This is a genomic window from Mesorhizobium sp. ESP7-2, from assembly GCF_020164715.1.
Lineage (GTDB): Bacteria > Pseudomonadota > Alphaproteobacteria > Rhizobiales > Rhizobiaceae > Mesorhizobium.
The window spans coordinates 23,481-36,533 of record NZ_JAIUGQ010000036.1 but is presented as its reverse complement, the minus strand read 5'-3'; the positions used below and the strand labels follow the sequence as shown (position 1 = coordinate 36,533).

Sequence of the window (13,053 nt, the reverse complement as noted above, 5' to 3'; positions counted from 1 at the left end):
CTCTCACCCCCGGGCTTCTCCGCGCTTACGGCCAATCCGCCAGTACCGCCAGGGCATGAACCAGACGTAACGGGACGCCAGCACTTCCGGCACCAGGTCGATGCCGTGCGTGCCGAATGGGCCGCAGCGCAGCACGCGGAACAACCCCATCCAGCCGCCGGCCCACAGACCATGCCGGGCGATCGCCTCATGCGCGTATTCCGAACAGGTCGGCAGATGCCGGCAGGAATTGCCGACAAAACCGGACAGCGTCAGCTGGTAAAGTCGCACGAGCGACGTGCCGAGCAAACGGCCGGGCGTCTTGCGCCACGGACCAGGCCAGTTGCGGCCGCGCCTCGACGCCGTATGCGCATGCTCGTGTTGGTCGCCCACTGCGATCTCCGCGTTTCCAAGGTGATAGATGTGAGCTTGCGCCAAAGAACGCAATCCCGTTCGCCCTGCCGTCACGGGCGGTAACGGCGAAATGGCTGCCGGTCGGCCGGCGGTGCCCACTGGCCAGGGTGAACCCACTCTTCGTGATGCCTTGCATCGCGTCTTTCATCACGCCATTGAAACGTCGCGACCCGCATGACATCGCCGAGAATGTTCAGGAACTGCATCATGGTCGTGTCTCCTTTGACGGGATTAGACCGCTGCTGGCCTTCGCCTTCAAACGAGTATAATTTCCGCTTCGGATAATCCTGGGTTATGCGAAATGAAGCGTGGACGCCTGCCCTTGACTGCATTGAGGAGCTTCGAGGCGGCTGGCCGGCATTTGAGCTTCAGCCGGGCAGCCGAGGAGCTCTTCGTCTCGCAGGCGGCGATCAGCCGGCAGATCCGCGAGCTCGAAACCTTCCTGCGCCAACCACTTTTCGAACGGCACCATCGCCGCGTCGAACTGACGGATGCCGGCCGGCGGCTGCTTGCTCAACTGGTCAGAAGTTTCGATGCGATCGACCGCCTGCTCGGTGACCTGGCCGTCACGCCGGCCCAGTCCGTGGTTCGCGTCAGCGTCGAACCTTCGCTTGCAGCGGTGTGGCTGGTGCCGAGGCTCAACCGGTTCCGGCAGTTGCGGCCCGACATCGACGTCTCTCTCGAAGTCGACCCAAGGCTGATCGAGTTCCGTGGCGACCAGCCCGAACTTGCCTTGCGTTTCAGCTCGAGCGCGGCGTCATGGCCCCGTAGCGAGGCCGAGCGGCTGGCCTCGACAGTGGATTCGCCGGTTCTGTCGCCGACACTGCTTTCATCAGGCCCAGCCCTCGAGAAGCCGGCCGACCTTGTTCGCTTCACGCTTTTGCATGAGGAAAACCGCCAGGGTTGGGCGCGCTGGTTCGAGGCCGCGGGCGTGCCCGCAGATGCCGTGCCCGCGCGCGGCCCGATGCTTGCAGACGCATCGCTCTCGAAGCAGGCCGCGCTGCTTGGGCACGGCGTGGCGCTGGGCGATCTCCTGCAGATTGGGGAGGAGCTTGCAACCGGGGCGCTGGTCAAGCCGTTCGACGTCGACGTCGGGTCCGGCGCCTATTGGCTGGTGGCCAGGCGTTTGAGCGATTTGTCGGAGCCAGCCGCAGCGTTCGCCGATTGGGTCAGAAGCGAGTTCGCTGAAAGCAGGCGCGATTCAGGCGGGCGCTAAGCCGCTTCGTCGGCGCGTTTCTTCTCGATCTGGCCGATGGCGTCGACCACGGCGTCGAAGGTCAGCATGGTCGACGCATGCCGCGCCTTGTAGTCGCGCACCGGCTCCAGATAGCCGAGGTCGGCGAAGCGGCCTTCCGGCGGCGCACCGTTCTCCTTCAGCATCTTCAGCATGGTCTCGCGTACCGCGCGCAATTCCTCGGCACTGGCGCCGACGACATGTTGCGCCATGATCGAGGACGATGCCTGTCCGAGTGCGCAGGCTTTCACGTCGTGGGCAAAGTCGGTGACCACGCCGTCCTCCATCTTGAGGTCGACGATAACTGTCGACCCGCACAGCTTGGAATGCGCCTTCGCGGTGGCGTCGGGACGATCGAGCCGGCCGATGCGGGCGATGTTTCCGGCAAAACCGAGAATTTTCGCGTTGTAGACGTCGTTGATCATTATTTTCCAATCCGTCGCCGCCAAGCGAACAGCGATTGCCGTTGTTGCGTCTTTCATTCGCTCGGCACGACCATATATAATGCTGGCAGTCCGGTATCGACAAGGCGGCGAACGCCACCGTCCTTGCCGGGAAGTTCACGCCGCTTACGGGGCTGGAAACGGGGCGAGTTTCCGACACCGAAAGGTCGTGGTCCGTTCAACTCGTTCCTCCTGAGAGAGGGACTACGGGAGACGCCTTTTATGGATGCCGTCATCAAGAAACTCATGCCCCAGGCCGCCTATATGGAAAAGCCGGTCACCGACCGGCCGAGCGAGGCCGAAGTCGAGGCCGCCGTGCGCACCTTGCTGCGCTGGACCGGCGACAATCCGGATCGCGAGGGTTTGATCGATACCCCCAAGCGCGTGGCCAAGGCGTACCGTGAAATGTTCGGCGGCTATGATATGTGCCCGGCGGACGAGCTCGGCCGTACCTTCGAGGAGGTCGCCGGCTACGACGACCTGGTCATCGTCAAGGACATCACGTTCCACTCGCATTGCGAGCACCACATGGTGCCGATCATCGGCAAGGCGCATGTCGGCTATTTGCCGGACGGCAAGGTCGTCGGCCTGTCCAAGATCGCGCGCGTCGTCGATATCTTCGCCCACCGCCTGCAGACGCAGGAAGCCCTGACCGCGCAGATTGCCGGTGTCATCCAGGACGTGCTCAACCCGCGCGGCGTCGCGGTCATGATCGAGGCCGAGCACATGTGCATGGCCATGCGCGGCATCCGCAAGCAGGGTTCCACCACGCTGACCTCCACCTTCACCGGCGTCTTCAAGGATACGCCCGAAGAGCAGGTTCGTTTTGTCACCATGGTGCGCGGCGTAAGCCCCTTGCCGACGTCATGGTCAACAGGAAAATAGACCGGCAATGTCGGCACTGGAATTTCCGAAAGCTCCGTCAAACAAGAAAAATCTGGAGGAAGGCGCGGTGTTCTCGCCGCGCTTCGATGCCGCCGGTCTTGTCACCGTCGTCGTCACCGATGCCGCCGACGGCATGCTGTTGATGGTCGCGCATATGAATGCGCAGGCGCTGGCGCTGACGCTGGAGACAGGCATCGCCCATTACTGGTCGCGCTCGCGCAACGCGCTCTGGAAAAAGGGCGAGACCTCGGGCAATTTCCAGCATGTCGTCGAGATGCTCACGGATTGTGACCAGGACGCCATATGGTTGCGCGTCAAAGTGTTGGGCCACGACGCAACTTGTCACACTGGCCGACGTTCATGCTTTTATCGGACGGTGGGGCTGATCGACGGCAAGGCGACGCTTGCCGACGACGGCAGCAAACCGCTGTTCGATGCGGAAAACATGTATCGGAAGCCACCAGCTTGAACCTTCTGCCTCACACCGACCACACAGATTCATCATTTCGATACGGCCCATTCGTATATTAGCCTCGGGACAAGGGAGATCATGATGCTCGAATGGGCGTCATCGCGTAACAGACCAGACGTCAGGGAGGCCAACGGCCTGTCCTCGGCCGGTGGCGCATCCGAAGAAAAATCCCCGAAGAAAACCGGCATTTCGCTCGCGCTCGGCGGCGGCTGCGCCAGAGGCTGGGCTCATATCGGCGTGCTGCGCGCGCTCGATGAAGCCGGCATCGAAGTTTCCATGATCGCCGGCACCTCGATCGGTGCGCTCGTCGGCGGCTGTTATCTCGCCGGCAAACTGGATGAGCTGGAAGAGTTCGCCCGCAGCCTCACCAGACGGCGAATCTTCGGCCTGCTCGATCTCAACCTGCGCGGCAGCGGCCTCTTCGGCGGCATGAAACTGGATGCGCGTCTGCGCGAGCACGTGGCCGGTATCCGCTTCGACGATTTGCGCAAGCCATTCGTCTGCGTCGCGTCGGAAATCCGCACCGGCCACGAGATCTGGCTGTCGAGCGGCTCGCTGATCACGGCCATGCGCGCGTCCTACGCGCTGCCGGGCGTGTTCGAGCCGGTCGATTGCAACGGCCGCGTGCTGGTCGACGGAGCGCTGGTCAATCCGGTACCCGTTTCGGTCTGCCGCGCCTACGAGCAGCCGCTCGTCGTGGCCGTCAACCTCCACTACGACCTGTTCGGCCGTGCCGCCGTGATCAAGCACAGTGCCGGCGAACTGATTATCGAAAAGGATGCGCCAAGGCCCGGCCAGGTCGGTGCCCAGCACCAATCGCACCAGACGCGTCTGGGCATCACCGGCGTGATGGTCGAGGCCTTCAACATCATCCAGGACCGCATTTCACGGGCGAGGCTTGCCGGCGATCCGCCCGACATGTCGCTGCAGCCCAAGCTCAGCCATATCGGCCTCACCGAATTCCACCGGGCCGACGAAGCGATCCAGCTCGGCTACCAGGCGACGATGGCGCAGATCGGCGAACTGACGCGGCTGCAGACGGTTCTCGCCTAGACTAGTGCCGACGCGGAGCGGTCGAGAACCACATCAAGTCCTGGAAAACGCATCTCGCCGCCGACCGCACATCCTGCACAAGAGCGACGGCCAACCAGTTCCGGCTGTTCCTGCATACCGGCGCCTATTGGCTGATGTGGGGCCTGCGCGCTGCGAGGAGGCTTGCCAAAAAGCACCGCAACGGCGGCCAGATCACCGCTTCAGGCCGCCAAAAGCTCATCGCCGTGAATCAAGGCGGCTAAGTTTGTCCGTCACATCGATTGCGAGATTTCGATCACCTTCTTAGGATCGATGATGTGCCCATCGGAAGTGCCGGCAGCATTTCATCGGCGGCATTTCCATTAGTCTAGCTCGATGTACCGCTCCCTTCCGGCGGTCACTGAGTGGCTCTGGAGCGAGTGTTGCAGAAAAACAATATTCAGTTTCGGCGGCAAGTGTTACAGGCAAAAAAGCCTAGTGGGAATTTTCATGAAATCGATTCTGTTTGCGCTATCTTCGGTGTTGCTCGCCACAGGCACGGCGATGGCTGCGGATTTGCAGGCAGTCGCCCAGTCGATACCGGTCGCGTCGTGGTTCGGTTATGTTGAGGGCGGGTACGTCTTTCGGGCCAACAGCCAAACGCAGGAGTTTGAGACCGGCAACTACGACGAAGCACGCACCGGCGACGGCAGTTATGGGGCGGCGAAGTTGGGATACCGCATCAACGATGCCTGGGACATGGCGGCGAGCTACAGCTATTTGGAGCAGTCCGCTGGTCGGATCAACGACGATCTCTATGGCTGGCAGTTCAGCGGTGGGCGGTACTGGAATGCGGACGTTGAGGCAGGATACCACCTGCAGCAGGACGACTGGTCCCTGCGCCCGTTTGCGGGACTGCGTTATCAGCACCATGGCGCGGACTTTACAGACAACGAACCTCCAGTCTTTACCGCAACCGAGACTTCATGGGGCATCGGCCCGCGTCTCGGCATGGATGTGTCCAAACCTCTAGGCGCTCAATTAAGCTTCTTTGGATCGGCCGACGCTTCCGTTCTGTTTGGAAAGATCAAGGCAAAGAGAGACTATGGTAGTGGCTTGGAAGAGTTTTCCGAAAGTCGCACCTTTGCAACCGTCGGTCTCAAGACCGGACTGGCATGGGAGTTCGCTCCTGGGGTAAAGCTTGGGGCAGGTTATCAGCTCGAATATCTGTACGGCGTCGGCTACAAGAACTTCTATGACGCCAACACAGTACCGGCGGGTAAAGCCAGCCAACTCACCCATGGGCCGTTTGCGCGTATTTCGTTCAACTACTGATCGGACGCCGGGGGCGTCGGGGCGCTTTCACTACGAGTACGATTTCGGCGATCTTTGGGAGCACGAAGACCAACCGAAGCGGAGTTGCCGATAGCCAGGATTGTCTATTCCATGCTGACGTCGTTGGACGGCTATATCGCCCGATCGGACGAGGACATCGGCTTGCCGGTGCCCGAGACGGAGCTGCACCAGCATTTCAACGACATGATGAGACAGGCCTCCGCCGTGCTCGCGGGACGGCGCATGTACGAAACGATGCGCTTCTGGGACAGCCCTGAGCGCGAGACCGGCGCCGACGAGGTCGGGCGGGATTTTGCCCATGCATGGCGCGAAACGCCGAAGATCGTCTTCTCGACCAGGCTTCGGCAAGTCGGGCTCAATGCCCGCCTGGTGAGTGGCGATGCCGAGAACACGGTACGATCCCTCAAGGAGCAGACCGGTGGCCTCGTCATTCTCGGCGGCGCCGATCTTGCAGCCTCTCTGACGCGGGCCGGTCTCATCGACGAATACCGGCTCTATATGCATCCTGTGGTGCTGGGTGGCGGCAAGCCATATTTCCAACCCGGCCTGTCGCTGGCGCTGAAACCGCTCGGCACGGAAAGTCTTACCCAGGGCGTGACGTTGCTGCGTTATGCGCCGGCCGGCTGAATTGCCCGGTTTCCGCCGCGGCTACGCGCGTGCGGCGTCGATGATGCGAAACTGCACCGTGCGGTTGCCGTTCCAGTGATTGCCCGACAGCGAGCCGGCGACATGCATCGTCTTGCCGCGGTTCTTGAACAGGAATTCGCCAAGCACGGTGTCGACGGCGCGAAAGGCGATCGCCTGGATGCGGCCGCCGCTCTCCGACTGCAAGTCGGCGCGAATATGGTTGGTGCCGACCGGCCTGATATCGACCAGCCGATGGCGTGGCAGCACGAATACCGGCGCGACATGCCCGGCCCCGAAAGGCCCCGCCTTCTCCAGCGCGTCGAGCAGGCCGAGCGTCGCGCCTTCCGCGGCAAGAGCGCCGTCGATCGCCAGGCTTTCCTCATCCTGCAACCGGAAAACGTCGGCGGCCGCGCGCTCCTCGAAGAAGGCCCTGAGCTCGCCCAGCCTTGCGCGCTCCACTGTGATGCCGGCGGCCATACCATGGCCGCCGCCCTTGACGATGAGCCCGGCATTGGCGGCTTCGCGCACCAGCCGGCCAAGATCGAAACCCGACACCGAACGGCCCGAACCGGTACCGGTGCCGTTGGCGTTGAAGGCGATGGCGAAAGCCGGCCGTCGTGCGTGATCCTTCAGTCGTGAAGCAAGCAGGCCGACAATGCCGGGATGCCAGTTGTTGCTGGCGGTGACGACGATCGCCGGGCCGCTGCCGCCCGCGAGCTCGGCATCGGCCTCGGCGCGCGCGGCGGCGAGCATCTCCTGTTCCATCAGTTGCCGTTCCTGGTTCAGCCGGTCGAGCGTCTCGGCGATGGTCAGCGCCTCGACCGGATCGTCCGTTGCAAGCAACCGGCTGCCGAGCGCCGCATCGCCGATGCGCCCGCCCGCATTGATGCGCGGGCCGATCAGATAGGCGAGATGGAAGGTGCCGATCGGTTCGCCGATGCGCGACACCCGCGCAAGGGCAGCCATCCCTTCATTCTTCTGTTGGTGCGCGACTTGCAGCCCTTTGACGACGAAGGCGCGGTTGACGCCCGTGAGCGGCACCACGTCGCAGACGGTGGCAAGCGCCACGAGATCGAGCAAGGAGAGCAGATCCGGCGGCGTGGCGCCGGTCATCGCGCGCAGCACCTTCGCGGTCTGCACCAGAGCGAGAAAGACCACGCCGGCGGCACAGAGATGGCCCTGCCCGGAAAGGTCGTCGTCGCGGTTTGGATTGACGACGGCATGCGCCGCCGGCAGCGCGCCGCCAACCTGATGGTGGTCCAGCACCACGACATCGGCGCCCGCCTCGTTGGCTGCCTCGACGGAGGCGGCACTGTTGGTGCCGCAATCGACGGTGACGATCAGCGTCGCGCCGCGCGAAACCAGTTCGCGCATGGCATCGGGATTGGGACCGTAGCCCTCGAAAATACGATCCGGAATATAGATTTCCGACGGCACAGAGAAATGCGCGAGAAACCGTTTCAGCAAGGCCGACGAGGCCGCTCCATCGACGTCGTAATCGCCGAAGATCGCTATTTTCTCCCGGGCAACGACGGCCGCGGCGATGCGGATGGCGGCCTTGTCCATGTCGGTCAGCGAGGCTGGATTCGGCAACAGGTCACGGATCGTCGGATCGAGAAACCGCTCGGTCTCATCGGCGGCAACGCCGCGTCCGGCAAGAACGCGCGCGACGATGTCGGGCACGCCATGGCCTTGCGCGATGGCGAGCGCGATCATGTCCTGCCGTTCGGTCAGGCGGTGCTCCCAGGAGAGACCGGTGGCCGACTGCCTGACATCGAGGAAGAGGCGCCTTTCGCCCATCATGCGCTTTGCCAACTCATTGTTGGCCGCAGGATAATGCATGTCGCCCAAAAGTGCGCAGCGGTTTTGGGATAACGGCATGTACAAACAACACCCTGAAGCGCCGTGTTAACGCGACGCGCTTTAGGGCCAAAGGCCAGCAAAGCCAAGCGGTTCACGGAGGCGCGCGTCGCGGGAGACTTCAAGAAGAACTACGCTTTCCGCTTTTCACCCTGGCGCCCAACCATTCACTTGCCGCCCCGAGACACGAGGGCCGCGTAGCAGTCGGGGCGGTCTCATCGTTAAACCCCTTGCCTCCGTCGGAGGCAGCCAGATGGCTAACAACTCAAACCCGGCTTCGCAAGCAGGTCTAGAACTTATCCAGATCCTGGTGCCGGGCCTTGATCTCCCGCACGGTGCGCGACGACGAGCGCAAGACGATCGTGTGCGTGGTGATGTAGGTGCGGCCGAACTTGACGCCCGCCAGCATGTTGCCGTCGGTGACGCCGGTGGCCGCGAACAGCACATCACCGCGCGCCATGTCCTCGGCCCGATAAACCCGCTTCGGATCGGCAATCCCCATCTTTGCCGCGCGTGCCACCTTCTCCGGCGTATCGAGGATCAACCGGCCTAGCATCTGGCCGCCGGTGCAGCGCAGCGCCGCCGCGGCCAGAACGCCTTCCGGTGCGCCTCCGGTGCCGAGATAGATGTCGATGCCGGTTTCTTCCGGGTCGGTGGTGTGGATGACGCCGGCGACGTCGCCGTCACCGATCAGCCGGATCGCGGCGCCGGTGGCACGCACGGCGTCGATCAGCTTGGCGTGGCGCGGCCGGTCGAGGATGCAGGCGGTGATATCGGACACAGTGACGCCCTTCGCCCGGGCGAGGCTGGCGATGTTGTCGGCCGGCGTGGCATCGATGTCGATGACGCCTTCGGCGTAACCCGGACCGACCGCGATCTTGTCCATGTAGACGTCGGGCGCGAACAGCAGGCTGCCCTTTTCGGCGATCGCGATCACCGCGAGTGCGTTCGGCAGGTTCTTGGCGCAGATCGTCGTGCCTTCGAGCGGATCAAGCGCGATATCGACCGCCGGGCCTTGGCCGGTCCCGACCTCCTCGCCGATATAGAGCATCGGCGCCTCGTCCCGCTCGCCCTCGCCTATCACCACCGTGCCCTTGATGGCGAGGCGATTAAGCTCCTCGCGCATGGCGTCGACGGCGACCTGGTCGGCAGCCTTTTCGTCGCCGCGGCCACGCAGCCGGGCGGCCGCGACGGCGGCTCGTTCGGTGACGCGCACCAGTTCCATGGTGAGTATCCGGTCAAGGCCGGCGACGATGTTCTGGGCCACATTCATTTCGGCAAATCCTCGTTTGATGCCGCCTCCCGCCGGAGGCGCGCCTGTTTTGTCAAACGAGCATGACAACGGCAAGACCGGCCGGCAGTTTTATCGAAAGGATAGAAATATCAATCGATTGAACCGCATTCTTGAAACAATGCCGGCCCGGCTTGAGACGAGCCAGGCCGGCTCGAAACAGGAAATTGCCGTCCTTCGCGGCCTAGAATACCGCGAGGTATTTGAGCAGCGAAATAATGCCGATGATGATGACTATGATCTGCACGATCTGCCTCATCCTGGCGTCGAGCGGCAGGCGCTGGACGAGATACAGAACCAGGATAATGACCAGGAATGTAATGAGAATGCCGATCAGCATGGACGACGCCATGATACCCTCCCCGAGACGAACATGTTGAAACGTAGCGAGATGATGCGGCCGGCCAATCTGGCCGCCTTGCAGCTAATGGTACCAGCGGCGCGGCGTGTCGTTCATCGACTGGCCGACGGCAATCCCGGCCAGGAAGCCGAGCAGGCCAATCACGCCAATCACTGCGGTCGTCGTGCCGGGATTTTCGCGCGCGGCTTCTGAAACGGACTGAGCCTGGCTGCGCAACTGCTGCGCTGTCCGCGAGGCGCGGGAAGCGGCTGTATCGTAGAAATCCGACGCTTGTTCGCTGGCGTCATCGAGCATTTCCGCGCTGCGCGCCGAAATGCTCTTGTTGATCTTGGTGATCTCCTTGCGCAGGTCGGCGATCTGCTTTTCCAGCGTCTTCTGGATATCCTCGATGTCAGGAGGGCCGGATTTGTTGGTATCAGCCATGAAGCGGCTCCCTTGGTTGCTGACCAAGAGAACGGTGCCGACGCCAATTCGTTCCGGGCGCAGCGGAATCCTCACAGAACGGAGATGCGTCGCCGGTGGTTATGCTCCGCGACGACGAGGCTGCTGCTACCCGGCCCGCTCGATGCGGATGACCTGCGGCTTGTCGGTCAGATGGCCGTCCTTGGTGATGCCGTCGACGGCCTTGCGCACGGCGGCCTCGGTGGTCTCGTGGGTGACGAGGATCACCGTCTTCTGCGCCGCCGCCTCGCCGCTGACCGCGTGCTGGACGATCGATTCCAGGGAAATATCGTTGTCGGCCATGCGCTTGGCGATCGCCGCGAACACGCCGATACGGTCATGCACGGTCAGCCGGATGAAGTAGCCGCCGGCATGGCTGCGCATCTGCGCCTTCTTGTAGGCTTTCAGCTCCTTCGCCGGCCTGCCGAAGACGGGACCATGCTGGAAGCCGGGCCGGCTCTTGGCGATGTCGGCGATGTCGCCGATGACCGCCGAGGCGGTGGCATTGCCGCCGGCGCCGGGACCGGAGAGCAGCAATTCGCCCAGAATATCGGTCTCGATCGCCACCGCATTGGTGACGCCATGCACCTGCGCGATGACGGAAGCCGTCGGCACCATGGTCGGATGCACGCGCTGCTCGATGCCGCTCTCCGTGCGCTGGGCGACGCCGAGCAGCTTGATCCGGTAGCCGAGATCGCCTGCCGCACGGATGTCGGCCTGGGTAATGTTGGAAATACCTTCCATGTAGATGTCGTTCGCCGCGATCTTGGTGCCGAAGGCAAGGCTGGTCAGGATCGACAGCTTGTGCGCGGTGTCGTGGCCCTCGATGTCGAAGGTCGGATCGGCTTCGGCATAACCCAGCCGCTGCGCGTCCTTCAGTACGACGTCGAAGGAGACGCCCTCGGCCTCCATGCGGGTCAGGATATAGTTGCAGGTGCCGTTGAGAATGCCGAACACACGGTTGACCGAGTTGCCGGCCATCGCTTCGCGCATCGTCTTGATGACGGGAATGCCACCCGCCACGGCGGCCTCGTAGTTGAGCAGCACGCCCTTCTTCTCGGCGATTTCGGCAAGCGCCACGCCATGCTTGGCAAGCAGCGCCTTGTTGGCGGTGACGACATGGCGGCCAGCTTCGAGAGCCGCCTTCACCGAGGCGCGCGCCGACCCCTCATCGCCGCCGATCAGCTCGACGAAAACGTCGATCTCGCCGGTCTGGGCCATCTCCATCGGATCGTCGAACCATTTTGCGGCGCTCAGATCGATGCCACGGTCGCGTTTCCGGTCGCGTGCCGAAACCGCCGACACGATGATGTCGCGCCCGCATTGGCGGGTCAGCTCCGCCGCCTTGTCGCGCAACACGCGCGCCACCGATGCACCGACCGTGCCAAGTCCGGCAATTCCAACACGCAGTGCTTCAGCCATGGAAAGCGGCGCCCCTCAAATCAGATCGAATTTGTATTTACCGGTGGGCGGAAAGCGGCACCACATTGTTGGGCTGCTTGGCGCTGGTAGACAGGAAGCGCTTGATGTTGCGCGCCGCCTGGCGGATCCGGTGCTCGTTTTCGACCAGCGCCACGCGCACGAAATCATCGCCATGCTCGCCGAAACCGACACCGGGCGCCACCGCAACGTCGGCATGCTCGATGAGCAGCTTGGAGAATTCGAGGGAACCCAGATGCCGGAACGGCTCCGGGATCGGCGCCCAGGCGAACATCGACGCCGCTGGCGCCGGAATTGTCCATCCAGCGCGGCCAAACGCATCGACCATCACGTCGCGGCGCTTGTGATAGATGTCACGCACCTCGGCGATATCGGCGCCGTCGCCATTGAGCGCGTGCGCGGCCGCCACCTGGATCGGCGTGAAGGCACCGTAATCGAGATAGGATTTGACCCGGGTCAGCGCCGAGATCAGCCGTTCGTTGCCGACCGCGAAGCCCATGCGCCAGCCGGGCATGGAGAAGGTCTTCGACATCGAGGTGAACTCGACGCAGACGTCGATGGCGCCCGGAACCTGCAGCACGGAAGGCGGCGGATTGCCGTCGAAGTAGATTTCCGAATAGGCAAGGTCGGACAGGATGATGATGTCGTTCTTCTTGGCGAAGGCCACCACATCCTTGTAGAAATCGAGCGAGGCGACCAACGCCGTCGGATTCGACGGATAGTTGAGGATCAGCGCCAGCGGCTTCGGGATCGAGTGGCGGACGCCGCGCTCGAGCGCGGGAATGAAACCGTCATCGGGCTCGACCTGCAGCGAGCGGATAACGCCGCCCGACATGATGAAGCCGAAGGCATGGATCGGATAGGTCGGGTTGGGACACAGGATCACGTCGCCGGGCGCGGTGATCGCCTGCGCCATGTTGGCGAAGCCTTCCTTCGAACCAAGCGTGGCCACCACCTGGGTGTCGGGGTTGAGCTTCACGCCGAAGCGGCGGGCATAGTAGTTGGCCTGGGCGCGGCGCAGGCCAGGAATGCCGCGCGACGAGGAATAGCGGTGCGTACGCGGATCGCGCACGACCTCGCACAATTTGTCGACGATGGCCTTGGGCGTCGGCAGGTCCGGATTGCCCATGCCGAGGTCGACGATGTCGGCGCCTCGCGAACGGGCGCTGGCCTTGAGCCTGTTGACCTGCTCGAACACGTAAGGCGGAAGCCGGCGGACCTTGTGAAATTCTTCCATGG

At 63.1% G+C, this 13,053-nt stretch carries 15 protein-coding genes and 1 pseudogene; 7 read left to right on the top strand and 9 right to left on the bottom strand.

The genetic code is table 11. The features are described from left to right. Positions 1–3: 3 nt before the first annotated feature. Together yidD and LB543_RS26195 are read right to left on the bottom strand one after the other, a co-directional pair. Positions 4–372, bottom strand: coding sequence for a membrane protein insertion efficiency factor YidD (gene yidD / locus LB543_RS26200; protein WP_140760559.1), 369 nt, complete (start codon positions 370–372; stop codon positions 4–6). Between the two features lie 71 nt (positions 373–443). Next, on the bottom strand, positions 444–602 hold the full coding sequence (locus LB543_RS26195) for a hypothetical protein (protein WP_224616219.1): 159 nt from the start codon (positions 600–602) through the stop codon (positions 444–446). 92 nt (positions 603–694) lie between these two features. Between LB543_RS26195 and LB543_RS26190 the strand changes: the two genes are divergently transcribed. After that, positions 695–1,609, top strand: a complete 915-nt coding sequence (locus LB543_RS26190; protein ID WP_224616218.1) for a LysR substrate-binding domain-containing protein — start codon at positions 695–697, stop codon at positions 1,607–1,609. On the opposite strand, the gene LB543_RS26185 is transcribed toward LB543_RS26190, so the two are convergent. Beyond that, complete coding sequence (locus LB543_RS26185) at positions 1,606–2,052, bottom strand: iron-sulfur cluster assembly scaffold protein (RefSeq protein ID WP_224616217.1); 447 nt, start codon at positions 2,050–2,052, stop codon at positions 1,606–1,608. The two genes, LB543_RS26190 and LB543_RS26185, sit on opposite strands and share 4 nt — an antisense overlap. Before the next feature lie 240 nt (positions 2,053–2,292). Between LB543_RS26185 and folE the strand changes: the two genes are divergently transcribed. The 6 genes and pseudogenes from folE (at position 2,293) to LB543_RS26155 (ending at position 6,421) form a co-directional block, all read left to right on the top strand. Next, entirely contained in the window at positions 2,293–2,955 is a 663-nt protein-coding gene (folE, locus tag LB543_RS26180; protein ID WP_224616216.1) for a GTP cyclohydrolase I FolE, read from the top strand. 7 nt (positions 2,956–2,962) lie between these two features. Next, a complete protein-coding gene (hisI, locus tag LB543_RS26175; RefSeq protein ID WP_224616215.1) occupies positions 2,963–3,424 on the top strand; it encodes a phosphoribosyl-AMP cyclohydrolase in 462 nt (153 codons plus the stop codon). Between the two features lie 138 nt (positions 3,425–3,562). Next, positions 3,563–4,480, top strand: a complete 918-nt coding sequence (locus LB543_RS26170) for a patatin family protein (protein ID WP_411908789.1) — start codon at positions 3,563–3,565, stop codon at positions 4,478–4,480. Positions 4,481–4,485: 5 nt separating this feature from the next. Then, positions 4,486–4,722: pseudogene (locus tag LB543_RS34225) on the top strand (transposase); the annotation flags it as partial. Positions 4,723–4,948: 226 nt separating this feature from the next. Continuing rightward, the gene (locus tag LB543_RS26160) at positions 4,949–5,773 is read left to right on the top strand and encodes an Lpg1974 family pore-forming outer membrane protein (RefSeq protein ID WP_224616213.1); all 825 of its coding nucleotides are present in this window, start codon (positions 4,949–4,951) and stop codon (positions 5,771–5,773) included. Between the two features lie 90 nt (positions 5,774–5,863). After that, positions 5,864–6,421: a dihydrofolate reductase family protein gene (locus LB543_RS26155; protein ID WP_318013013.1), complete on the top strand. Its 558-nt coding sequence runs from the start codon at positions 5,864–5,866 to the stop codon at positions 6,419–6,421. Between the two features lie 21 nt (positions 6,422–6,442). Here the strand turns inward: LB543_RS26155 and recJ are convergent, their stop codons facing one another. The 6 genes from recJ to LB543_RS26125 form a co-directional block, all read right to left on the bottom strand. Continuing rightward, the gene (recJ, locus tag LB543_RS26150) at positions 6,443–8,224 is read right to left on the bottom strand and encodes a single-stranded-DNA-specific exonuclease RecJ (protein ID WP_224616238.1); all 1,782 of its coding nucleotides are present in this window, start codon (positions 8,222–8,224) and stop codon (positions 6,443–6,445) included. Positions 8,225–8,570: 346 nt separating this feature from the next. Next, entirely contained in the window at positions 8,571–9,554 is a 984-nt protein-coding gene (gene glpX, locus LB543_RS26145) for a class II fructose-bisphosphatase (RefSeq protein WP_140760541.1), read from the bottom strand. Between the two features lie 202 nt (positions 9,555–9,756). Continuing rightward, positions 9,757–9,924: a Thivi_2564 family membrane protein gene (locus LB543_RS26140; protein WP_081293949.1), complete on the bottom strand. Its 168-nt coding sequence runs from the start codon at positions 9,922–9,924 to the stop codon at positions 9,757–9,759. A gap of 72 nt (positions 9,925–9,996) precedes the next feature. Further along, positions 9,997–10,356, bottom strand: a complete 360-nt coding sequence (locus LB543_RS26135) for a hypothetical protein (protein WP_140760539.1) — start codon at positions 10,354–10,356, stop codon at positions 9,997–9,999. Between the two features lie 126 nt (positions 10,357–10,482). Then, positions 10,483–11,796 (bottom strand): homoserine dehydrogenase, encoded by a 1,314-nt coding sequence (locus LB543_RS26130; protein ID WP_224616211.1) that lies wholly within the window; start codon positions 11,794–11,796, stop codon positions 10,483–10,485. A 37-nt stretch (positions 11,797–11,833) separates the two neighbouring features. Further along, positions 11,834–13,051, bottom strand: a complete 1,218-nt coding sequence (locus LB543_RS26125) for an LL-diaminopimelate aminotransferase (RefSeq protein ID WP_140760535.1) — start codon at positions 13,049–13,051, stop codon at positions 11,834–11,836. Positions 13,052–13,053: the final 2 nt, after the last annotated feature.